Source organism: Nocardia sp. NPDC046473, from assembly GCF_040645995.1.
Lineage (GTDB): Bacteria > Actinomycetota > Actinomycetes > Mycobacteriales > Mycobacteriaceae > Nocardia.
This window is the reverse complement of the sequence record NZ_JBEYZJ010000009.1, coordinates 271,185-293,684: the sequence shown is the minus strand read 5'-3', so window position 1 is coordinate 293,684 and position 22,500 is coordinate 271,185. Positions and strand designations below refer to the sequence as shown.

Below are 22,500 nucleotides of genomic sequence, written 5' to 3'. Positions count from 1 at the left end.
CGGAGCTCTTCCGATCAGCTGTGGCTGCCCCAGCGCAGATCCGCAGTGGCCCATTCCATTTCCCACATCCGCAGACGCTTGCGGTCGAGGCTGCTGCGCAGCAGGAAGTAGCAGGCCACCACCGCGAGCAGCACGCCGAACAGGGCGCCGGAGGTGAGCAGCACCGCCTTGCTGAGCGCCTGGGTCCCCGACGGCGGCTCGACGATCTTGTCGGCGCCGTTGAGCCAGATGGTCACGGCCTGACCGGGTTGCACAACGGTGGTGGATTGATAGTCCTCGGTGTGCGCGATGCCGTCGGCATCCTTCCACTGCACCTTGGTCGGCATGATCGGCGCGTACAGCGGCGCCTTCCCGGTTTCGATCACCGTCGCGTCGACCTGATGCAATTGTGCTGTCTTCGCTTGCACCACAGCGGTTTCCGTGTGGTAGACGCGAACGCCGACCACCAGCACCAGTACCGGCACGATTATCAGGAACACCAGCGCCAGCGCGGCGGCAACCATGGTCTGCACGCGATCTTCTCTGCGGCGCATCGGGTTTCGATCCAGCCCGACGCGGCGGCACGTCCTGCGATACATATTCACCGACCCTGTGGTCATGACGGTGACTCCTCGGTCCGGAACTCGGTGGTGAGTGCGACGAGTGTGGCGAAATAATCCTCGATGAGGTCGGGTAGGGCGCTCGGATCGTCGCCGGCGGCCCAGGTTTGCAACGCGGAGATGAGCAGGCCCGCACCGGCGGCCACCGCGGTGGCCGGGCGCAGATCCAGCTCCGGGTCCACGTCGAGCCGGGCGGCAATGATACGCACCGATTCTCGCTGACCTTCGATCCGGATGCGCTGATATCCGGCGAAAAGCTCGGGTTCGTCCTCGAAACGCTGGAACAGCGTCCACCGCCGGGCCAGCAGCGTGGCGCGTTCGCCGCCGTATTCGACCTCGAACCAGTCGTGGATGGCGTTGCGGTACGCGAGCAGCGGCGATTCGTGCGGCGGGCGGCGGCACAGCGCTTCGTTGAACAGGTGGACGTCCTGGTCGACATCGCCGAGGACGGCCTCCGCGATGGACGTGAAATGACGACTGAAGGTGCGCCGGGTGACTCCGGCCCGCACCGCGATGTCCTCGACGGCCACCGCGCCGAACCCGCGCTCGGTGAGCAGGTCGAAGGCCGCACGCGACAACGCTTCCCGACTGCGCCTGGTGCGCAGCCGACGGCCATCGAGATCGACACCATCGTCGCTCATATTGTCAGTTTACCACCTTATTGTCCCATTGGGACAATACTTCGCGCCCAGTGTTCGGCCCGTGTCGGGTCACTTGGAGCAAGGCGGGCTGGGTCCTCACTCAGCGCAATACGAGCATTGGTCTCCGATATCGACATGCCCGATTCAGCCGGGCCGAATCATGGCGGCAGGGTCAGGCCCTGCGGATGCTCGACGGCTGATCGAGGATCGGCGGCTGACGCCGGCGCAGCGCCTTCAACAACGAGACGGTGTATTCCGGCGGCGCGGCATGCACCGAAAGCTGGTTCGCCACAGCGCGATACGCGTCCAGATCGGCCTGCTTGTCCAGATACAGCGCGCTGGTGAGCTGCTGCAGGTAGACGATGTCGGGCAGGTCGGCCTCGGCGAAGCGCAGGATGGTGAACGCGCCATCGGCGAGCGCGGGCCCGCCGACGTGGTCGGCGAGCACCTGAACGATCACGTTCTTCTTGTTGACGACCCGCAACAGGTGATCGATCTGCTCGTTCCACACGGCGGAGCCGCCGATCGGCCGGGACAGCGCCGCCTCCTCGACGACCACCCACAGCTGCGGCGGATTCGGGCGGTCGAGGATCGCTTGGCGGCGAATGCGCAACGCGACCCGCCGCTCGATCGAGGGCTGTGGCTCGCCCGTATGCGCCAGCGACAACAGCGCGCGGGCATACTCCGGCGTCTGCAGCAGCTCCGGCACCGCCCGCGGTTCGTAGGCGCGGACCAGCGTGGCCGCCTGTTCCAGGCCGAGATAGGTGTCGTACCACTTGGGCAGCCAGTCGTTGTCGCGGTGCCACCAGCCCGACTCGTTGCCCTGCCGCGCCAGTTCCAGATATTCCTCGCGCTCGGTTGGATCGGTGACCCCGTAGAGGTCGAGCAGATCGACCAGGTCGCGCACCCGGAAACCGGTTCGGCCGAGCTCGAGCCTGCTGATCTTCGAGTGCGAACCGCGAATCGCCTCGCCCGCGTCCTCGCGGCTCATCCCGCAGTTCTCGCGAAGTTTGCGCAGCCTGCTGCCGAGCATCATCCGCAACACGGTGGGACCGCCCGCCGGACTCACCCCGTGTACGCGCGGGGATTCAGCCGACTGTCGAGCCTCCGAGGAACGCATTCCTAAAGTTTGCCATGCGAACCTTGTCGGTTTCTACTGACGAAAGACCCTGTGCCGGAAACAAACCGCCGGTACAGAGCCCGCCCAGAATGCGAATTCTCGGCGGAAGCACTGTCTCGGCACGCCGCAACAGGCCCACTCAGCGCAGCGCGACGTCCGCCGTCGCGCGGCCGAACAGCTTGCGGCCGTCGCAGATCGCGGTGAGCGCGACGGTAGCCATCCGCCGCTCGGGGTCCAGCGACTTGATCTTGCCGCGGAACTCGATCTCGCTCGCCTTGGTCGCCGCGACCGGCGCGAAACCGGCGAACCGCACGCCGTAGTTGGCGACGGCGGCGGGATCACCCAGCCACGAGGTCAGGTAGCCCGCGCCGAGGCCCATGGTGAGCAGCCCGTGCGAGACCACGTCGGGCAGGCCCGCGCTGCGCGCGACCACATCACTGAAGTGGATCGGATTCGAATCACCGGACACGCCTGCGTAATTCACCAGATCGCCGCGGGACAGCGGCATCGAACGCACGGGCAGTTCCATCCCGACGGCGAGCTCGTCGAAACTCGGCACGGTGCGCGGCGTCCGCCGGTGGTCGAGCGGGTCGGCCTGCGCGGGTTCGTCGAAGCATTCGACCACGCCCGCCTCTCCCCCGGGCGCAGCCCGGTGTGCCGCCGCGTCGTTGCGGTCGGCCGTCGACTGCCCGCTCATGATCACGCCGTCGACCGCGGTCCGCAGGTCGGTGGCGATTTCCACGCCGGTCTGCGCGACCGCGGTGGAGGTCGCGATTTGCAGCAGTTCCTTGTGCTGGTTGGTGAGCACGTTCTTGGTCACCATGAAGTCTTTGTCGCCGAACTGCCGGAACGACTCGATGTAGGAGACGCACTGCAACCGGTCGCCGGACAGCACCGGGCGATGCACCTGGATCGACTGTTCGGACTGCAACACCTGACCGATGTCGTAGGCGCTGAGCACGGACTCGAACATGTTGCGCTGCATCAACATCAGCACGATCGAGGTGAAGGTCAGCGGCGCCAGCAGGGCGTCGTAGCCCAGTTCCGCCGCGGCATCCTCGTGCCAGTGTGCCGGATGCTGCTCGTGCACAGCGCGGGCGAATTCCCGGATCTTCTCGCGCCCTACCTCGTAGTGCTCGGTCATCCGATAGTGCCGTCCCACCAAGGCCATTGCCTGTTCGGACGCGGTGGTCGTGATGTCGTTCATCTGCCTCTTTCGCGAATCCTGGCGTCAAGCTCGCCCGGACCGGCCCACAATACCGAAACGCGGCAGAGTCGCACCGCCGGGGCGGGCAGGTCCGGACTTGGCCCAACCGACATCGGGGGAAGGGTTCGTCCGTCTTAGATCGCGACAAACGCGGCGAACGCTAACACCGATCATCTAGCGGCCTTGACGACACACCGACCGTCAGCACTCATTGGGTGCGGGCACACCCTGCAGCCGTTGATCCAGCCACAGCATTGCCTCCGGATAGCCGAGCCCGCCCGCGATCAGGTGCTCGCCGAGCACACTGCGATAGACCGCGGGCACCCCGAGACGGCATTGTTCGAGGTAAAGATTGTGGGCACCTTCGGCCGGGATCCAGAATTCCTGCTCGCCGTTGTAGATATAGAGCGGCGTACCAGATTTCATGTCCGCCATTTTGGTTACCCGGAATATCTCGTCCGCGACCGCGGAGTGCAGCGGATCGGGGATGTTCGCGGCGATATCGATCGGCAGCATCAGCACCCCGATCAGCCCGTAGGTGCTGCCGCACAGGTCCTTCGCCGGCGAGGTGACCACCCACTGCGCCAGATTGTTCATCCGGGCCAGGATTTCCGGGCGTTCGCGACCGATGCCGAAGACCGCCGCCATGAACACCGCCGAGGCCAGGTTGCCGTTCATGCTGCGCGACAGGATCTCGTAGTCCGCGGGCACGCCACCCAGCGCCGCGCCGACGATGACGCCCGCCAATTCCGGTGCGTAACTGTCGATCAGTTTCACCGCGCCGTGCGTGGCGATGGCGCCACCCGAATATCCGGCCATGCCGAATTTGCTGGCGCCGAACTCGTCCGGCAGCAGGCCGCGCACCGCGCGGATCGAGTCGAGCACCGCGTGGCCCGCGACATATGGCTCCGCATAGGCCATCCACGGGCCCTCGTGATCGGGAATGAGCACCGCGTAGCCGCGCAACGCCGCGACGTAGGTGGTGGGCGGGATGAAGTCGGTGACGCTGGTGTCCGCGTTGAAGCCGTGCGACAGCGTGTAACTGGGAGTGCAGGTGCGGCCGAGCGCGTCGATCGGCAGGTTGTTGACCACGACCGGCCGTTCCCCCGGCCCAGGCCAGGCCGCGGCCGGAACCACCAGTGTCGCAGTGGCATAGGACGGTGCGCCGTGCGCGTCGGTGGTCCGATATTTCAGCAGCTGCGCGCGTTGGATCGGCAGCAGCATGAGTGGTGCGGTGGTCGCCGTAATGTCACGTGACTCTATGACCTGCCCCTCGGCATAGTCCGCCAGGTTCGCCGGCCAAGCATCGAATATCGGATCACCGATGTTGCCGGGCAGGGCGGCATCGCGCAGCGCGACCAGCGGCGGCGTCATGCTCGTCGCCTCCCACACCGGCGACGGCTCCGTCTGGGCGGACGTGATCGGCGGAGGTGGAATCACCCGATCGATCAGATTCTGCACACCGGGCAGCAGCGAGCCGCCGTCCGGCGGCGGCGGGAAAAGACCCGGAAATTGCGGCAGCGCGGGCAGTTCCGGCAGCGCGGGTGGCGTGGGCAGCGGCTCGGCGACCGCCTGCCCCGTCACCATCGGGCAGACGATCAGCAATGCCACGGCAATGGCAGGCAAGCATCTCATGGCACACGCCTTTGGGTGCGGACGTCGGGTTCACCTGGCACCCAGGAAGATGCGGCTTTCGCCCCCGAAAATGCCCCCTGTTGTACCAGACAGTCAGGCTAACCCGCGCAGCGCGCAACTCCGCGCTGAAACGACCGAGTTGTGTGTGACACGTGGCCGAACCGCAACAACCGAGCCGAATGCCGCTTCTCTCGAAGCGGCCTCGGCTCGGTAGTCATCACATGTTCAGCAGTTGCTGGGTGCCAGGTCTCCTCGGAATCGGGCGTCGAGCCAATTCAACGCGTCCGGGATGCCGAGCACCGCTGCGGTGAGATGATCGGGCACCGGGATCTGTTCGGTCTGCACCTTCGCACCGGCGGTGCACCAGCGCTTGTCGGTGTTCACCACGGCGTCCACCGGGATCAATCCGTCGATCGGCGAATGCCATTCGAAGACCGGCGTTTTCGGGACCCCATCGTAGAGTTCGAGGCTGTTCTCCTCCACCACGCCGCGGGCGGTGCTGTCGTTGATCATCGACGTCGTCTTCGCGAAGTCCAGCGCGCCATGCCCCGCGCCCGCCGAGAGAATGTCGTTGGTGCAGCTGTTGGCCATCTGCGCCCGAGCCGCGAGACCACGGTCGTTCAGCTGATCGCTGAGCGGGAAGCGGTCGGGATACTCGCGTTCCAGGCCCAGCCCCGCGGCCAGCGCCAGCCCGAACACCGGGTGCGAGCCGAGACCGAGCGACTCCAGCATCTTCACCAGGTTCATCGGCACGCCGCCCATCGCCGCGCCCGCGATATCCAACTCGGGCGCGTACGTCGGTTGCAGCGCCGCGGCCCACGCGGTGGCCATGCCGCCGCCGGAGTAGCCGACCATCGCCACCTTGCTCTGCTGCACCTGCAACTCGGCCACCTGCTTGACCGCGCGGATGCCGTCGAGAGTGATCTGGCCGCCGAGCTTCGCGGCGCCGTAGGCGAAGTTCGGTCCGAGATGATCGGGCAGTGCGACGGTCCAGCCGCGCTGCAACAGCACATTCCAGCCCGGCGCCTCCCGGACGATCAGGTTCGGGTCACCGGTGTAGAGGACCTTGGAGACCGAGCATTCGGCGCCGAGGCCGTTGATGATGTGTTGAAAGGACAGCAGCGGACCGTCCTTGGCGTGCACTTTCGGGGTGAGCACGGTGGTGGTCGCCGCGATCGGCTGGTTCTCGGAGCTGGTGGAACGGAACCGGACGACGGTGACCGTGGTGTCCGGGAAGATCATCAGCGGCGGCATCACGCGGGTCGCGAGGACATCGCCCGGCTTTTTGTCCGCGATATCCGCCGGTGTCGCATAGAAGGGATCGGGGTCCGGTGCTGGGTACAAGGGGGCGGCGTGGCCCGGTCCGGCCATCGTGGCGACGAGCACCAGCCCGGCCGCCATCGCGCCGAACGCGCGAGCCAATCGTGTGCGGGTCGCTCCCCTGCCCATCGAACGTAGGGCCTGACTCATCGATAGGTGCCTCTCGAATGGTCCAACGTTGTGACTCATCCTCGACAACTTCGGCATCGAAAGGCAGGGAGCGAAGCGATCATGTTGAGATCTCACAAGTTTGGAGCGACCAGTCTGTGACGGATATCCGCATTCGCTCGTGACACGGCCCCACCGCCGCGACCACGTCCTGTGACATGTCCAGCCAACGAGACGGAACATGTTGCGGTCCGTGGCGCGGCTCTACCTTCACAACTACCGGCGCGGCTGCCGCGCCCGGCTCGGAAGGAGACGGTGGCATGGACGGCACTGCGCGCAAACTCGCCTACCGCGAAGATATCGACGAGGTACCGACGCGACGCGTGACCGTCTACTTCGACGGCCCGACTCCCGACGACGCGATGATCCTGGAGTACGCGGCAAGCAGCACGGAGGCTTGGGAATTCACCTCCGCCGCCGTGCACGCCGGACTCACCGTCACGGTGGACGGCATGCTGCGTCCGGGATTGCGCCGATTGCCCTGCCGATCGCTCTGGCACTGAGCGGATTTCGTCGGATATGCGGCGAAAATCGCCGCGTTTCAGCACATTCTGCGCGTCAGCACCGCATGCCAGTCGGCATCGAGTGCAATTCCAGCCTGCTACACCGGATCCAGGACGCGACGCAGGAAGGCCACGGCGTCGGGCAGCGCCGCCCGCGCGGCACCGAGGTGATCGCCTGGGTAGAGATGGGTTTCGAGATCGGTGCCCGACGCGCTCAGCTCGGCAAGCAGTTTCGCGGTCAACGGCGGCGGGACCTCCATGTCGGTCAGGCCCTGACCGACGAAGAGTGGAATCGTGTACCCGGCGGTCGGTATTCGCATCATCTCGGCGGCGGCCGACGTCAGCGCCGGATCGTTCAGCGGCTTGGCCAGCATCTCGCCGATCGGCACCGCGGCCAGCCGGGCGTTGGCCTCGGTGATGCACTCCGTCTCTACTACCTGCAGCGCCGCCTGGCCGGTCGGCGTCAGGTAGCTGTCCACCTCGAGTTCCGGTGCGCTGGCCCGCAATCCGGCCAGCAGCATGGCGACGTAGGCGGGGGTCTTCTCCAGCGGCAGCCGCGGAATCCACGGTCCGCCCAGCGGGAGCAGCAGATCCAGGTTCGACGGCGGGCCGGTGGCGGCCGCACCGCGCAGCTGGAGTTCCGGTGCGTCGGCGGGCCCGAGGTGCGCGGTGAACAACGCCGCTTGCGCGCCCTGCGACTGACCGAGCACCGCCCATCGGGTGCCCAGTTCCGGCGCCACCGCCCGTGCCGCCCGGACACCGTCGATCACGCTGCGCGCCTCCGAAGGTCCGTCCAGATAAGGATGCGTGCCCGGCGTGCCGAGCCCGACGTAGTCCGAGATCACCACCGCGTAGCCGGCCCGCAGCAACTCCGGGTACAGCGAATCCAGGTAGTACACGCGGGGTTCGGTGGTGAACGCGCACTGATCGGCGATGCCGGTGGTGCCGTGCGCATAGGCGACGATCGGCCAGCCACCCGCCGGCGGCGGACCCGGCGGCACGTAGACAGCGCCGGTGCTCTGCATCGGCCCGCGTGGTCCACGCGACCAATAGGTCAGCCGCTGTGCGGTCGCCGCGCCGTCCACCCGGAAACGCCCCGTCAGTTCCGCCTGATTCGTCACCGTCCCCGGTGCCTCACTCGCGCTCGCCACCGCCGGTGACGCGAGCGCGACACCCACCGAGATCACGACCCCGGCCGCCCCCGCCATGATCCGTGTACACATCATCGACCGACTATCCCCACCCGGCCACGCCGGGGCAAGCCACCACAATCACTGGCCTACGCGGGGCGGGCGGCGCGTTTCCGCGGCCGTCGGCGAGGTATGGCCAGGCTTGGTTTCGGGCCCGAAAGCTGTCAAAGGTACCGGCCGGTCGCTAGGCTCGACGGACAGGGCCGGGTCGTGAGCGGCCCGAGCACGACGCGAAAGGAGCCGGAGTGGGACACCCGAACCGGCCGACTCGCGTGTCGCGGCGGGCCGATGTCGCACGCCAGGCCCGAACGACCGTACTGCTCTGTGCCGCAATGCTGCCGACGATGACGGCCTGCGGATCGAGCGGACCCGCCGCCGTATCCCCCGCGCCGACAACGATTTCCGCGACGATGCCGCCGTCGACCGCCGCGACACCCACCGTCGACCCTTTTGCCGGCCTGCCGCTCATCGACCACACCGACTGGACCGAGGCGATCGACGGCCCGCGGCTGCTCGTCTACCCCACACCAGCCGGGCGGCAGACCACCTTTCCCGGCACCGACGAACGCGCATGGCAGGAGGTGCTCGCCCAAGCACCGGACGCGGACACACCCGGTATGCGCGACCAGTTCATCTGTCATTGGACCTGGGCGCGGCTGGTCGAACCGGACAAACCGAGTTGGAATCTGGAACCCTGGCGTCCGGCGGTCGGCTACCAGGCCACCGTCGAAGCGCGCTGCAACCCGGGTGGCCCCGAACGCTGAGTCCAGGCCCACCCCCGACCGGAAGGACCGACCCATGCGCACTGTCATCGCAGGCGGACACGGAAAGATCGCACTGCTGCTCGCTGAACTGCTGACCCGCCGCGGCGACCAGGTGGTGTCGCTCATCCGCAATCCGGAGCACGCCGCCGACGTGACCGCCGTCGGCGCCGAACCCGCAGTGCTGGATCTCGAGCACGCCGACGCGGCGGACCTGCTAGCCACCGTGCAGGGTTCGGACGCAGTGGTTTTCGCGGCTGGCGCGGGACCGGGCAGTAGTGCCGAACGCAAGTACACTGTCGACCGAGACGGCTCCGTCCGGCTGGCCGACACCGCCGAACGGGCGGGAGTACGGCGTTTCGTGCAGATCTCCACGATGGGTGCCGGTCAACCTCCCACACCCGGGAGCGACGACATCTGGGCCGCCTACATCGATGCCAAGACGCAAGCCGAAGACGACCTGCGCAAGCGCGCACTGGATTGGACCATCCTGCGGCCGGGCCGGCTGGTCGATACCGCGGGTACCGGCCTGGTCACCCTGACCGCGCCGCCCGTTCCGCGTGGCGATATCTCGCGCGCCGACGTGGCCGCCGTGCTCGCCGAACTACTCCCCGCGACGCACACCGCGGGCGCGACACTCGAACTCGTCACCGGCGACACGACGATCAACCGGGCGGTGGCAGCGCTCGCCGACCGCGCAATTTCGGATGGCACTGCCCCCGTTGCCGATTGACGTTCACCTTCTCGTTAGGAGTGAGCAACCTTGTTCAGCCGCATCGTATCCATGAAGATCCGGGAGGGATCGCGCGCCGACTTCCTCGACGCCATCTCGCGCAGCGCCGTGTCGTCGTTGCGAGACGAGCCGGGTTGTCTACGCTTCGATGTCTGTGCCGACCGCCTCGACCCGCATCGATTCTTCCTCTACCAGCTATATACCGATGACGAGGCGGCCGAGGCGCACCGCTTCACCGAACATTTTCTGGCGATGCGGGCCGCCGCCGACAAGTATGTGGAACCCGGAACCCAGATCCACTACAGCACAGACGTCCTTTTTGCCAACTGATCGTCTTATTGGTACACCGTGTCAGCAAACAATCAGACGCCTAAACCCGCACGTGCGCTTGCAAATCGATCGTGCAGATGTACTTGCATATGAAAGGTGCAGCGACCTAAACTCAGTCCCGCAACGCTTTACAGGGGACAACCAGGGGAGGCCGGATGGTCGAGCCGAAGGCCGCAGTCGCCGTGGGTCCGCCGCCGCCAAACGTCAGGGGCGTTCGAATGAACCAACCACTTTCCGGCGCTCGGCTCGGAATAGCCGCCGCCGCACTGGTCGACCAGCCAGCGAACGGTACAAAAATGAGCACACCCACGGCCCGAAGCGGCCAAAGGACCACCGCGTACTCGCGGGAAACCGCCGTCGCGTTCGTCATCGATGCCGTCGAGTCCAAAGGTGCGGCCACTCGGCACGATTTCGATATCGATCGGATCGTCACCACGGCGCACGATGTGGTCGACGATTGGGACTTCCACACCATACAGCCGTCGACGTTCTGGCGGATAGCCTCCAGCTTCATCAGGCTGTAAGACTTCCGGGCATCCCGATGTCCGGCGGACGCCGAATTGCCTTGTACCGCAAGCACTGAGCCGACCTGCTCCACCGGCGATGATCTACCCTCAGGCGCAGAGTTTGCGGCACAAGGCAATTGGGCGCGGAGCCGGATCGAACCAGCAGACAGCGCACGCGCCGCCCGCTGATGCGCCCACGATAAGCCGCCCTGCGCCCATAACGAACCACCGGGCACCCGCATCGAATTGTATTGCGCACGTTTCACATTGCGCGGCACTCGTGCCAATTTCCGAGACGCCCGTGCCGAACTTCGAAACGCTCGCGGTGTAGTTCGCCGCGCCTGCGCCGAACTACACCGCGCCTGCGCCGAATCACCTCGCGCTAGCGGGGCATCACCCTGCGCCAGCAGTGAATTATGCTGCGCCCGCACCGAATTTCGAGACGCTCGCAGTGCATCACACCGCGCCAGCGCTGGATCACCTCGCGCCAGCGCCGAATCACCTCGCGCCAGCGGGGGATCACCCTGCGCCTGCGGGGAATCACCCTGCGCCTGCGGGGAATCACCCTGCGCCCGCGGGGAATCACCCTGCGCCCGCGGGGAATCAAGCTGCGCCCGCGGTGAATTGGCCTGCAACCGCAGCGAATCGGCCAGCGCCGGCATGGAATCACCAGGCGCACAATCGTGTCGGACTCCCCCGCTGAATTGCCTTGCGCCATGGGCGCTCAGTACACCGTCGAGCGGCGGAGACGTGGCACGCAACAACCCATTCCCGACGGCTGATCGCGCACAGGGCCGCGGGGCAGCCGCCGAATCACGCAGTGTCCCCGGCGAATAGCTACGTCGCGCAGAATCGCGCACAGCGGCCGGGCCTCCTCGGGCCGACCGGCGCCGAACAGCACTCGAACCAGACCACCACGGCCGACTTCGTGACACGTGGCGTTCTGGTATATCCGTGCTGACGCGCCTCACAAATGATCCCCTCGCGGGTGATCAGCTACCGTATCCCTCTGCGTACTTGCGAAGGATCTCCACCGACTTCTCCGGCCGCTCGGCCTGCACGCTGAGCCGGTCCATGACCGACAGGTACAGCGCGAGGTCTTGGCGCCGATCCAGATACAGTGCACTGGTCAGGTGTTCGAGATACACGATGTCCGGCAGCTCGGACTCAGCGAAGCGCAAAATGCTGAATGAACTACCCGCGGCCGCGTGTTCACCCGACGAGTACGGCAATACCTGAATGGTGACCGTCGGCAGTTCGGCCAGCTGGATCAGGTGCTCCATCTGCTCGCGGTGCACCCGAGGCCCGCCGACCGGCCGATGCAACGCAGCCTCATCGATAACCGCCCACACAATCGGCGGATCCGAACGATGCAGAATCTCTTGCCTGCGTTGACGTACCTGGACCCGCCGATCGGTGTCGACATCCTCGTACCCGAGCGCCACTACCGCCCTGGCGTATTCGGGGGTTTGCAGTAGTCCGGGAACAAGATGCGCCTCGTAGGTACGAATCTTGCTCGCTGCCTGTTCGAGACCGAGGTAGGTGCCGAACCATTGCGGCAGCAGATCGCTGTAGCGATGCCACCATCCCGGCTCGTTCGCCTGCCTGGCCAGATCGAGGAACCGCTCGCGCTCCTCGGCGTCGTTGACGCCGTAGAGCGACAGCAGGTCCCGGATATCGCGATCCTTGAAACCGGTGCGGCCCAACTCGAGACGACTGATCTTGGCGTGCGAACCACGAATGGCGTCGCCCGCCGCTTCTCGGGTGATTCCTTTGGCTTCTCGAAGCCTGCGCAACTGGCCGCCCAGTGCGATGCGTAGCACTGTTGGACCACGTTCCGCGACAACGGGATGCACCTGACCATCGTCGTCGGGTTCAGCGATCATTGAGTTCGTCTCCGATACTCGGGGGTTGCCCACAGTGTGTCACAACCACCTGTCGCGAAACACACCGCACCGATCGCCTATGTTACCGCTCAACTCGTCAGATAGTCGAACTCCCCCGCCTTCGCGCCGCGGACGAACGCATCGATTTCGGGGCGAGTGTAGAAGAGCACCCCGCCTTCGGGATCCCGGGAGTTCCGCATGGCTACCTGGCCGTTGGTCGCCTCGGCGACTTCGACGCAGTTGCCGCTCGGGTTGCTGTATGTGCTCTTTCGCCATGAGCCAGTGATCTTGTTGATGGATGTATCCGACATTTTCCCCACTCCTCGGTTACGCCAGTGTTGGATCAAACAGTTTGTGCATCTGCACGCTCAAACGTTCTTGCATCTGCACCAACAGTTTGGACGATAGCACGAAGTTCGCCACCGCGCCTCTACTAATTTGGACCACCCGGTCCACGATCTGAGGCACTAATGTTTCGCATAAAGAACCGACTGGTCAGGACGGCGCACCGACTGTCTAGGAAAGGTGAATCTTGTACTGTCGCAATGCAGATCGGATGTATCAGTCATTCGCGACATCACCCCGGTGCGCGCCGACAACACGCGCTCGCACCGGCGTTCCCGAGGAGCCCAACCCCCATGCCAGACGAGGACAACAGCCCCGTGATCCGCACCGACATCCCCCACTCGGCGCGCGTCTGGAACTACTGGATGGGCGGCAACGATTATTACGAAATCGACCGGATCGCGGGCGATGCCGGCATCGAGATCGACCCCGAGATCGTCACCATGGCCGTGCAATCGCGACAGTTCCTGATCCGTGCGGTCCAGTACCTGGCGGGCGACGCGGGACTGCGGCAGTTCCTCGACATCGGCACCGGCCTGCCGACCGTGCAGAACACCCACGAGATCGCCCAGGCGGTCGCCGCCGAGTCGAAAGTCGTTTACATAGACAACGATCCGATGGTGCTGGTCCGATCCGGCGCCCTGCTGACCGACACCGCCGGGGCAGGCGTGACCACCTACATAGCGGCCGACTACAACGATCCCGAGCGCATCGTGGCCGAAGCGCAGCACATACTGAACCTCGACCAGCCGGTCGGCGTCATGTTCATGGGGGTACTCGGCCACACAGCGTCCTATAAGGATGTGTCGCACATCGTGCAGACCGTCCTGGCCGCCGTGCCATCCGGCAGCTACCTCGCCGTCTGGGATGGCACCGACGACAGCGCCGACTACGTGAAGCTCTGCGACAACTACACCGGAACCGGCGGCGCGCCGTATCTGCCGCGGCCCAAGGAACAAATCCGCGACATCTTCGACGGGCTGGAACTCGTTGAGCCCGGGTTCGTTTCGATCACCCAGTGGCGAACCGATACCACAGAGAAGGCCCTGACCAGGCCGATCTCCGCCTACTGCGCGGTAGCTCGCAAGCCGTAGCTCGATCGGGGACGACGACGGCGGCCGCGAACGACCGCCGTTCGGCTCGATTTCGGCTCGAATTCATCGGGGCCGTTAGTGCAGATGTACTTGCATCTGTAAGCGACGGCAGCATAGACTCGGACCCATATCGGGGAGGTACGCAGGGAGATTCGAGCCGGCGGCGCCTACACAGCAACTTCCCCACACGCCACACGCGAGGGGCGGTCGAATGAGCCAGCCATTCCGGACTCCCCGCCGGGTTGCCGTCATCGGCACCGGCGTCGAGACTTTGCGGCAGTGTCCCGCTCCGGTCCAGGTTTCCGACTGCGGTGTCGAACCCCCCGGTCTTACCTACCGGCTGGCGCGCGACATCCTGTCCGCCCATGAGGTACACGGCCCGCAGTGCCGGCAATGGCTCGCCGCGGCCGCCTACCTCTCCGCCGGTCTCGACGACGAGTAGTCGCTCGAATCCCTTGGCACACAATGGATGTTCGAGTCCGAACCGAACATTGTTCGAACCGACCGAACATTCCCTGCAGCATAACGCGCTCGCGCGGCGATGTCCCGAGACAGTGGAATGTCACGATCAGGCCACCCCATAATGCCGTAGGCTCCCAATGGATCTCGCCGATATGTTCCCCGGCGAAGGACCCCTTCGTATAGTGAGCCGAACGATTCGGGCACAGTTCTATTACGCCCGACGTGGCAATGGAGCGACCCGAATGACCTTCTCCGCGCTGCATCTTCCCGCCGATTCGTCCGACACGGCGCTCGAAATCGGTGGCCAGCCGGCTTCGGTGCCCCTGCAGAACACCGACCGGGTGGCCTCGCGGATGGTGGGATATTTCGCCACCTGCATGGCACCGTGCCGCTCCCTTCCCGGCGAACAAATACGCGGTGACGTCACCAAACTCACCCGTAGCTGCCTGGGACTGGTCGCCGAGATGTTCGACCGGCGCACCGTTCCGGGCGATGAACAATTCGGCGAGGTCCGCGAGGCTGCCGCCCAGTGGGCCCGAGAAGGCGTGCCGCTCAGCACAATTCTGCGCGGCTACCACGAGGGCGTTCGCATCGCGTTCGGCCTGGTCACCGCGCCCGCCAGGGCCGACGACGTGGACGAACTGCTGGTCGCCACCGATCTCATGCTGGAACTGCTGGAGGCCGTCACCGCCGCGGTGGCCGATGCCTACGTCGACGAACAGCATCTGGTCGCCAAGGAACACCAGACCGCCGCGCAAACCCTGGCCTCCGCGCTGCTGAGCGGACGGGGCAGTTCGGCGCTGGCCAGGCAGGCCGGCATCCCGATCGCTGACTCGTATCAGGTGGTGGCGCTGTCGCTTTCGGAACATCCGGACGAACGCGATTCCCGGGTCGACGCGCATGTCGCGGCCCGCCGCAAGCTACGCAGGTTGCAATCCGCGCTGGCCACCGTGTTCGCCTCGCGCGCGCTGGCACTGCTCAGTACCAAGGGCGGCACGATGCTCATCCCGGCGGGCGAAGGCTGTGCGGCCACCATGACCGTCGAGACGCTGACTCTGCTGGCCGAGGCCGCCGAGGTGCCGCTCACCGCGACGGTCGTCGCGAGCGCCACCGACGAGGTCCCCGAATCCGCGGACCAGGCACACGAATTGCTCAATCTGGTGCGGGTAGGTGGCAAGCCCCCTGGCCTGTATCAGATGGCCGACCTCGCGGTGGAATATCAACTGACCCGCGGCGGCCCGGCGACCCGGCGGATCGCCACCATCCTCGACCCGCTCGAAGCGCACGCCGAACTCTTCGAAACCATGCGCGCGTACCTCGGCAACGATATGAACCGCCAGCTCACCGCACGTCAGCTGTATGTGCATCCGAACACCGTCGACTACCGGCTGCGCAGGATCGCGCAGCTCACCAGTATCGACCTGGCCACCTCGGCCGGAATTTCGCAGGCGGCCATCGCCCTGCTCGCCCGCGATCTGGACAACAGCGTCACCCGTCGCCTATGACGTGGCACTAGCCACCAGAGCAGAACCTTGGGATCCTGAAACTGCCGCGGACACTGGATGGTGAAAGTATGCGAATAGCCGAGATCTTGCGTAGAAAAGGGAGCGACGTCGCCACGATCGCACCCGACACGACAATTCGAAGCTTGTTGGCGACGCTGGCCGAGCACAATATCGGTGCGGTTGTCGTGTCACGTGACGGCGAAGGGATCGTAGGGATAATCTCCGAACGCGACGTGGTACGCAACCTGCACGCTCGCGGCGCGGAGCTGCTCGACACGCCGGTCGCGGAGATCATGACCACCGGCGTGCGTACCTGTGCGCCCGACGACGAGGTCGACGGGCTGCGAAACACCATGACAGAGCATCGGATTCGGCATCTACCCGTGGTCGATCAGGGCAGGCTGATCGGCATCGTCAGCATCGGCGACGTGGTGAAGAGCGCGATCTCCGAGCTGGCCACGGAGAAGCAGCACCTCGTCGAATATCTACAGGGCAAGTACTGAGCCCGTTTGCGCTAGGCGCTGCCGAGGTCCGCCGACAGCCAGTGCTCAGGCCGCAGGTACACCACGACCTGATCGCCGAAGCTCTCCGCCTGCTTCAGGTAATGGTCGACAGCGTCGCCGCTCAGGTAGCGCTCGACCATTTCCACATGCAGTTCATCGGTCAGCGGAACGATCCTGGCGACCGAACCCTCGACCGAGACATACCGAGTGGTCGGTTCGCTGCGCTGCACCATCAGGGTGAATCGCCCGGACTCTTTGATCAACCGGATCTTCTGTGAGTCGGCCCCGGTCATCACCCAAGGCTCGCCGCCGGGCTCGTATTGGTACCAGATGGGTACCGACAGCGGGCCCCGACCAGGGCCACCCGCCACGGACAGCGCCGCGATATGCGGCTGCGCGAGGAACTCTTGACGCTCTTTCAAGGTCAAAGCCATGGTCTCCACCCTAGTGTGTGAAAGCCGTTGCCCAGGAAGCGCTTGCGTGGACGAATGTTCGAGGCCGCGCGATAACCTTCGAAGACCCTACCAAAAGTGCGTATCGTGGGTGGCGTCCAACGCACCTTGTGAACGGGTTTTGCGGAGGGAGCGTCACGTTGCGATCCCATGCCTCGAGGTCGCATTTCGCGCGGCCATCAGCCCCCCGACTATCGGCAACGTCGACGCCGACCCCGGCCGACATCCGGAAGCTCTTCCCAGCCCTGACCGAATCCACCGAAATCTACCTCGACAGCGCCGCGACCACGCAGAAGCCGCTGCCGGTCATCGAGACCATTCATCGTTATCACAGCTCACGAACCGCCAACGCCGGGCGCGGCACCTACCCGTGGGCGACCAGCCTGACCACCCGACTGAGCCGAATCCGGGATCGCACCGCGGCGTTCATCGGTGCCGAGTATCCCGACGAGGTGGTCTTCACCGGTGGCGCGACCGCGGCGCTCAACGCCGTCACGCTGTCCTGGGGATTGGCCATTCTGGAGGACGGCGACGAAATCCTTTACAGCCCAGCTGATCACGCGTCGAATGTGCATCCCTGGTACCACCTGCGCGGCCTGCTCGCGCATTTCGGGCGCCGGATCGAGCTGGTCCCCTATCGGGTCACCGCCACCGGGGAGGCCGACACCGCCGACATCCTCGCCAAGGTCACCCCGCGCACCCGGTTGATCACCACCAGCCATCTACACCACGTATACGGCGGCCTGACCACGCTCGCCCCACTGCGCGGCCTGCTCGACCCGGCCATTCTGCTGTGCTTCGACTGCAGCCAGAGCGGCGGGCACGTGCCGGTGGACGTGACCGAGCTCGGCGCCGACTTCGCGATCTTTGCCGCGCACAAGATGTTCGGCGCGCCGGGAACCGGAATCCTGTACTGCCACAGGCGAGTACACGATACCCTGGTGCCATTCCTGCCCGGCGGTAACTCGGGGGTGCTGGTGAGCGAGGCTGGGTTGATGCCGGCGGCGATGCCCGCGCTACTGGAGGGCGGCACGCACAATATCCCCGGCATTCTCGCGCTCGGCAGCGCGCTCGAAGTATTGGAGTCGTTCGACATCGGCGCGATCGCGGCCCACAATCACGCACTGACCGTGCGGCTCATCGAGGGTCTTCGCCCCATCCGCGGACTCGAATTCCTGCCTGGCCCAGCGTATGCGCCGAACGCGGGCGGCTACGGCATCGTCTCGTTCACCCTCGACGGGATCTCCGCGACCGACCTCGGCTTCGTGCTGAGCGAACTGGGTTTCCTGGTCCGCACCGGCCTGCACTGCACGGCCGCCGTCAAGGACAGCGCGTTCGACCAACGGCTCGCCGACGCCGACGACTCGGTGCGGGTCAGCACCCACATCTACAACACCGCCGACGAGATCGACCGATTCACCCAGTGCGTCAAGACGATTGCCGAGGAGGTCAGATGACCATGGACACTCCGCGCTACGACCGGCGGGCCGCGTCCCGGGTGCTCGCGGGGCTGGCGCAGCCGGGTCTGTTCGCGGCGCCGGTGCCCGTCCCCGACCGGCGCAAGTTCGAATTCACCTGCACCGCACTGCATACCGAGCCGAACAGCCACCTCACCTTCTCGCAGCGGCTGTATCTGGAGCGCTTCATGCGGCCGTGCCGGCCGTACCAGGTCACCAGCGCCACGCACCGGATCACCTGGACCGACAGCGACGGGATCCCCAACACCGGCTACTATCGCGCCGACGGCCTCGGCCCGCAGGTGCCGATCGCCATGCGCGAGACGGTGTTGGCGCTGTGGCACGCGCTGAGTACGAATACCGCGTTCGCCGAACGCATTTCCGCGCTCGGACCGCGCGAGCACGCGATGCTGGACGGCACCACGACCGATCACGAGCCGATGGATATCTTCCGGGTCGGCATCGAAGCCGCCGGACGGGCACTAGCCCAGCACGCCCTGCTCGCCAGGCAGACGCCGTATCGCAGCGCCGCCGAATTCGCGCTCGGCATGCACGAATCCGGCCTCTTCTCGGCCGTCGCCACCCGTTGGTATTGGGAGCTTCAGGCCTCGACCTACCGGCGCGGGATGATTCCGGTGACCCTGATCGCGCAGCCCGACGGCACCGTGCGGTACTCGGCCGAGACGGTGGCGACGTTGCGGGCGATGAAGGACGCCACCATCGCCGACGCGCACACGGTGATGCGGCGGGCCACCCATGTCGAGGGGTTGAGCATTCCGGCGGCGCTTGCCAAGTATCACGACGACCTCGACCTGATCTCCCGCCAATACGCGCTGCTGCCCGCCGGGACCAGGCCCGCCTGCCTGGCCGCGATGCCGCATCATCTCGGCGGCGGGCACTACAGCATCCTGCCGGTGGTGGTCGATCAGTTCGTCGCGGTGTTCGCCCAGGTCGCCGGGCGCTGCGAGCTCGTCGAGGTGAGCGCCGACCTGGACGGCGAGACCGCCGATCGGGCGGCCACCGCCGAGGATCAGGTGTTCTACGTGCCGGATATGACCTGCAAGCACTGCGTCCGGACGATCGGCGGGGTGCTGGAGTCGATGGACATCCGGGTGGTCGAGATCGATCTGATGAGCAAGCGGGTGGTCGCCGAGTTCCGCAGCCCGCGCAACCGTGCCAGGGCCTTCGAGGCCATTCGGGACGGCGGCTACAACCCGGTCGCGGAGCGGCCCGCGGTGGCGGCGGAGGGTGTCGTCGCGTCGGAAACCGCGGTATGACGGCACCGATTCCGGCGCTGCCCGCGAAGATCGATCCGCTGGTGCGCGCCTTTCTCGATTCGCCGGGCGCGGTGGCGGCGGCGCTGGATCAGTTCGGTTCGCCGGTGCACCTGGTATTCCCGCAGGTGTTCGCGGAGAACCTCGCGCAGTTCCGGTCGGTGCTCGATCATGTGCTGCCTCGTTATCGAATCTGCTACGCGCACAAGGCTAATCAGTCTCGCGCGTTCGTGCGGACCGCCGCGCGGGCCGGGATCGCCATCGATGCCGCCTCGCCGCAGGAGGTCGCCTGCGCGGTGGCTGCCGGGTTCGGGCCGCAGCGGGTCGAGGTGACCGGGCCGAAAGGTGAGGTGTTCCTGCGTGATCTGATCGACCGGGGTATCACGATCAACGTGGACAACCTGTGGGAGCTGGCCCGAATCGCCGAGCTGGCCCGCACGAAAGTGCCGGTGCTGCTGCGGGTTTCCGGGTTCGATGACGGTCAGGTGAGCCGATTCGGGGTGCCGCTCGGGCACGTCGAGCGCGCGTTCGAGCTGCTGTCGGCGCACCGTGACCGAATCGCGTTCCTCGGGTTCGCGTTTCACCTCGATTCGGGCGACACGGGCGAGCGGATCCGCGCGATCGACGCGTGTCTGGCGTTGGTCGAGCAGGCCTACGGTTACGGGCTGACGCCGTCGGTGCTGAATATCGGCGGCGGGTACCGCCAGGTGTTCACCGCCGACGCCGACCAATTCGACGCCTACGTGCACGCGTTGCGCGAATCGCTGCTCGGCCACGGTACGCCGATGAGCTGGGGCAGCAACACCTTCGGCTATCACGTCGCCGGTGGCGCGGTGCACGGGATACCGGTGTTCCACAAGTACGCCAACACGATTCCGGCCACCAAGATGCTGGCGGACCTGTTCACCGCGCCGCTGGAGCGGCACGGCGGGCGCACCGTCGCCGAGGTGGCTTCGGACAATCTGCTGGACATCTGGCTGGAGCCGGGCAAGGCGCTGGTCGATCACGCGGGGGTGACGGTGGCCATGGTCGAGTTCGTCAAGGAGATCGCCGACGGCACGGTGCTGGTCAACCTCGATCTCAGCCGTGACTCGGTGACACCGGCCGATCAGGAGGTGATGGTCGATCCGGTCATTCTGCCGAGGTCTGGTGGCGGCGAAACCGCGCCTGTCGGTGTGTATTTCGCCGGGCGGCTCTGCTTGGAGCGTGATCTGATCACCAATCACAAGGTATGGCTTGCGGCGCGACCGAGCCCCGGCGATCTGGTGGTGTTCCCGAATACCGGTGCCTACCACATGGATCTGTCCGCGGCCACGGCGTCGATGCGGCCACCGCCGATCAAACTGGCGGTCGCGCGCCACGGTGGCGATTTCCAGGTATGCCTCGACGCCGACTACGAACCCGAGCTACCGATCGGACCGCCGCAACACCAGTCCACACCGCGACGTTCGCCGCGCATACCCACCCAGGCGCCCTGATGCGCTACGACCACATCACCGAACTCATAGGCAACACTCCCCTGCTGCGGCTCGATCCTGCGGTGCATGGCCTGCCCAACGTCGAGCTGTACGCAAAGCTGGAGTCCTACAACCCCTTCGGCTCGGTGAAGGACCGGGTGGCGTGGGGCATGATCCGCGACGAGCTCGACGGCATCGTGGCGAACGGGCAGACCTTCATCGAGGCGTCGAGCGGCAATACCGCCAAGGCGCTGCGGATCCTCGGCGCCATGCACGGCATCGGGCTGCGGGCGGTGACGAACCGGATCAAGGTCGCCGAGGTGCGAGAGCTGTTGCAGCTCTTCGGGACCGAGATCGTCGAGCTGCCCGGCCTGTCCGAGTGCCCCGATCCGACCACGCCGAACGACGTGTACTCGGTGATCGAGGCGACGATGGCGCAGCAGCCGGACGCCTACTTCCACGCGTCGCAGTACACCAACGAGAAGAACATCGAAGCGCACCACCACGGCACCGGCCGGGAGATCCACGAGGACCTGGCCGCCGACGGCATCAATCGGGTCGACTATCTGATCGGCGGCCTCGGCACGACAGGGTCGACCAGAGGGACGGCCACCTATCTGCTCAAGCACAATCCCGAATTACGCACTGTCGCCGTGGTTTCCGACCGAACCGACTTCATTCCCGGCATCCGCTCGGAGAGCGAGATGTGGGATGTCGGGCTGTTCCAAGCCGACTTCTACGACGATATCGTGACCGTCGAGGCCGGGAACGCGGTGGACGCCACGCTGCGCCTCGCCACCGGGTACGGCATCCTGGCCGGGCCGACGAGCGGTGCCAGCTATGCGGCCGCGTTGGAAACCCTTGCCGCAGCGGATGTCTCGGAGCGGACGGACGGGCCGATCGTCGCCGTGTTCATCGTCTGCGACCGACTGGAACCGTACCTGTCCTACTTCAAGAAGCGCAGGCCCGACCTGTTCGACCGCGCCGACCGCCGACCGCCGCCGACCGCAACGGAACAGGCTGCCACACCGAGCCTTTCACCCAGCGAGCTGGCCGAGCTGGACCGCACCGGCAAGCCGACCATCGTGGACACTCGCGGCTCGATGGCCTACCGGATCGGCCATGTGCCGGGCGCGCTCAACATTCGCGACGACCAGCTCGACGACATGTTCGCGCACGGCATCCCGTTCCCGCGCTCCCGGCCGGTGGTGTTCGTCTGCCCGGTGGGCGAGCTGTCACTGCGCTTCGCCACCCGGGCCAAGCAGGCGGGTTATGACGCGAGCAGTCTGGCCGGCGGCATCGTTGCCTGGCGGGATGCGGGCCTGCCGCTGGAAAGTGGCGGGTGACGCGCG

23 protein-coding genes are annotated in these 22,500 nt (G+C 66.1%); 13 read left to right on the top strand and 10 right to left on the bottom strand.

What is annotated here, in order from left to right:
- Nucleotides 1-14 precede the first annotated feature (14 nt).
- From ABZ942_RS31810 to ABZ942_RS31785, 6 genes are all read right to left on the bottom strand, one after another.
- Nucleotides 15-599, bottom strand: a complete 585-nt coding sequence (locus tag ABZ942_RS31810; protein WP_357388487.1) for a hypothetical protein — start codon at nucleotides 597-599, stop codon at nucleotides 15-17.
- Nucleotides 596-1,240: a TetR family transcriptional regulator gene (locus ABZ942_RS31805; RefSeq protein ID WP_357388485.1), complete on the bottom strand. Its 645-nt coding sequence runs from the start codon at nucleotides 1,238-1,240 to the stop codon at nucleotides 596-598. The genes ABZ942_RS31810 and ABZ942_RS31805 overlap by 4 nt, the downstream gene beginning before the upstream one ends.
- A gap of 172 nt (nucleotides 1,241-1,412) precedes the next feature.
- Nucleotides 1,413-2,360, bottom strand: coding sequence for a helix-turn-helix transcriptional regulator (locus tag ABZ942_RS31800; RefSeq protein ID WP_357388483.1), 948 nt, complete (start codon nucleotides 2,358-2,360; stop codon nucleotides 1,413-1,415).
- Nucleotides 2,361-2,499: 139 nt separating this feature from the next.
- Complete coding sequence (locus tag ABZ942_RS31795) at nucleotides 2,500-3,567, bottom strand: fused (3R)-hydroxyacyl-ACP dehydratase subunits HadA/HadB (protein WP_357388481.1); 1,068 nt, start codon at nucleotides 3,565-3,567, stop codon at nucleotides 2,500-2,502.
- Between the two features lie 201 nt (nucleotides 3,568-3,768).
- Complete coding sequence (locus tag ABZ942_RS31790) at nucleotides 3,769-5,202, bottom strand: lipase family protein (RefSeq protein ID WP_357388479.1); 1,434 nt, start codon at nucleotides 5,200-5,202, stop codon at nucleotides 3,769-3,771.
- Between the two features lie 225 nt (nucleotides 5,203-5,427).
- A complete protein-coding gene (locus ABZ942_RS31785) occupies nucleotides 5,428-6,603 on the bottom strand; it encodes a lipase family protein (RefSeq protein WP_357389014.1) in 1,176 nt (391 codons plus the stop codon).
- Between the two features lie 347 nt (nucleotides 6,604-6,950).
- On the opposite strand from ABZ942_RS31785, the gene ABZ942_RS31780 reads away from it, so the two are divergent.
- Nucleotides 6,951-7,193 carry a hypothetical protein gene (locus tag ABZ942_RS31780; protein ID WP_357388477.1) on the top strand — a complete coding sequence of 81 codons (243 nt, stop codon included), beginning with the start codon at nucleotides 6,951-6,953 and terminating at the stop codon, nucleotides 7,191-7,193.
- 98 nt (nucleotides 7,194-7,291) lie between these two features.
- On the opposite strand, the gene ABZ942_RS31775 is transcribed toward ABZ942_RS31780, so the two are convergent.
- Entirely contained in the window at nucleotides 7,292-8,419 is a 1,128-nt protein-coding gene (locus ABZ942_RS31775) for a lipase family protein (protein ID WP_357388475.1), read from the bottom strand.
- A 209-nt stretch (nucleotides 8,420-8,628) separates the two neighbouring features.
- Between ABZ942_RS31775 and ABZ942_RS31770 the strand changes: the two genes are divergently transcribed.
- The 4 genes from ABZ942_RS31770 (at nucleotide 8,629) to ABZ942_RS31755 (ending at nucleotide 10,731) form a co-directional block, all read left to right on the top strand.
- Complete coding sequence (locus ABZ942_RS31770) at nucleotides 8,629-9,147, top strand: DUF2599 domain-containing protein (RefSeq protein WP_357388474.1); 519 nt, start codon at nucleotides 8,629-8,631, stop codon at nucleotides 9,145-9,147.
- 34 nt (nucleotides 9,148-9,181) lie between these two features.
- Nucleotides 9,182-9,877, top strand: coding sequence for an SDR family oxidoreductase (locus tag ABZ942_RS31765; protein ID WP_357388472.1), 696 nt, complete (start codon nucleotides 9,182-9,184; stop codon nucleotides 9,875-9,877).
- Nucleotides 9,878-9,928: 51 nt separating this feature from the next.
- On the top strand, nucleotides 9,929-10,207 hold the full coding sequence (locus ABZ942_RS31760) for a putative quinol monooxygenase (protein WP_357388470.1): 279 nt from the start codon (nucleotides 9,929-9,931) through the stop codon (nucleotides 10,205-10,207).
- Nucleotides 10,208-10,503: 296 nt separating this feature from the next.
- A complete protein-coding gene (locus tag ABZ942_RS31755; RefSeq protein ID WP_357388468.1) occupies nucleotides 10,504-10,731 on the top strand; it encodes a hypothetical protein in 228 nt (75 codons plus the stop codon).
- A 974-nt stretch (nucleotides 10,732-11,705) separates the two neighbouring features.
- Here the strand turns inward: ABZ942_RS31755 and ABZ942_RS31750 are convergent.
- Nucleotides 11,706-12,599 carry a helix-turn-helix transcriptional regulator gene (locus ABZ942_RS31750; RefSeq protein ID WP_357388466.1) on the bottom strand — a complete coding sequence of 298 codons (894 nt, stop codon included), beginning with the start codon at nucleotides 12,597-12,599 and terminating at the stop codon, nucleotides 11,706-11,708.
- 89 nt (nucleotides 12,600-12,688) lie between these two features.
- Nucleotides 12,689-12,910 carry a DUF397 domain-containing protein gene (locus ABZ942_RS31745; protein ID WP_357388464.1) on the bottom strand — a complete coding sequence of 74 codons (222 nt, stop codon included), beginning with the start codon at nucleotides 12,908-12,910 and terminating at the stop codon, nucleotides 12,689-12,691.
- A gap of 327 nt (nucleotides 12,911-13,237) precedes the next feature.
- On the opposite strand from ABZ942_RS31745, the gene ABZ942_RS31740 reads away from it, so the two are divergent.
- The 4 genes from ABZ942_RS31740 to ABZ942_RS31725 all read left to right on the top strand — a co-directional run bounded on the left by ABZ942_RS31740 (nucleotide 13,238) and on the right by ABZ942_RS31725 (nucleotide 16,508).
- Nucleotides 13,238-14,038: an SAM-dependent methyltransferase gene (locus ABZ942_RS31740; protein ID WP_357388462.1), complete on the top strand. Its 801-nt coding sequence runs from the start codon at nucleotides 13,238-13,240 to the stop codon at nucleotides 14,036-14,038.
- Nucleotides 14,039-14,249: 211 nt separating this feature from the next.
- Complete coding sequence (locus tag ABZ942_RS31735; protein ID WP_357388460.1) at nucleotides 14,250-14,480, top strand: hypothetical protein; 231 nt, start codon at nucleotides 14,250-14,252, stop codon at nucleotides 14,478-14,480.
- A gap of 262 nt (nucleotides 14,481-14,742) precedes the next feature.
- Nucleotides 14,743-16,005 carry a helix-turn-helix domain-containing protein gene (locus ABZ942_RS31730; protein ID WP_357388458.1) on the top strand — a complete coding sequence of 421 codons (1,263 nt, stop codon included), beginning with the start codon at nucleotides 14,743-14,745 and terminating at the stop codon, nucleotides 16,003-16,005.
- 68 nt (nucleotides 16,006-16,073) lie between these two features.
- Complete coding sequence (locus ABZ942_RS31725) at nucleotides 16,074-16,508, top strand: CBS domain-containing protein (protein WP_357388456.1); 435 nt, start codon at nucleotides 16,074-16,076, stop codon at nucleotides 16,506-16,508.
- An 11-nt stretch (nucleotides 16,509-16,519) separates the two neighbouring features.
- Here the strand turns inward: ABZ942_RS31725 and ABZ942_RS31720 are convergent, their stop codons facing one another.
- Nucleotides 16,520-16,942, bottom strand: coding sequence for a pyridoxamine 5'-phosphate oxidase family protein (locus ABZ942_RS31720; RefSeq protein ID WP_357388454.1), 423 nt, complete (start codon nucleotides 16,940-16,942; stop codon nucleotides 16,520-16,522).
- Nucleotides 16,943-17,100: 158 nt separating this feature from the next.
- Here ABZ942_RS31720 and ABZ942_RS31715 point away from each other — a divergent pair, with 158 nt between their 5' ends.
- Genes ABZ942_RS31715 through ABZ942_RS31700 form a run of 4 tightly spaced genes read left to right on the top strand, consistent with a single transcriptional unit; the run spans nucleotide 17,101 to nucleotide 22,494 of the window.
- On the top strand, nucleotides 17,101-18,417 hold the full coding sequence (locus tag ABZ942_RS31715; RefSeq protein WP_357388452.1) for an aminotransferase class V-fold PLP-dependent enzyme: 1,317 nt from the start codon (nucleotides 17,101-17,103) through the stop codon (nucleotides 18,415-18,417).
- Nucleotides 18,414-19,694: a heavy-metal-associated domain-containing protein gene (locus tag ABZ942_RS31710; RefSeq protein ID WP_357388450.1), complete on the top strand. Its 1,281-nt coding sequence runs from the start codon at nucleotides 18,414-18,416 to the stop codon at nucleotides 19,692-19,694. The genes ABZ942_RS31715 and ABZ942_RS31710 overlap by 4 nt, the downstream gene beginning before the upstream one ends.
- Nucleotides 19,691-21,169, top strand: coding sequence for an alanine racemase (locus ABZ942_RS31705; protein ID WP_357388448.1), 1,479 nt, complete (start codon nucleotides 19,691-19,693; stop codon nucleotides 21,167-21,169). The genes ABZ942_RS31710 and ABZ942_RS31705 overlap by 4 nt, the downstream gene beginning before the upstream one ends.
- Nucleotides 21,169-22,494, top strand: coding sequence for a pyridoxal-phosphate dependent enzyme (locus ABZ942_RS31700; RefSeq protein ID WP_357388446.1), 1,326 nt, complete (start codon nucleotides 21,169-21,171; stop codon nucleotides 22,492-22,494). The genes ABZ942_RS31705 and ABZ942_RS31700 overlap by 1 nt, the downstream gene beginning before the upstream one ends.
- Nucleotides 22,495-22,500: the final 6 nt, after the last annotated feature.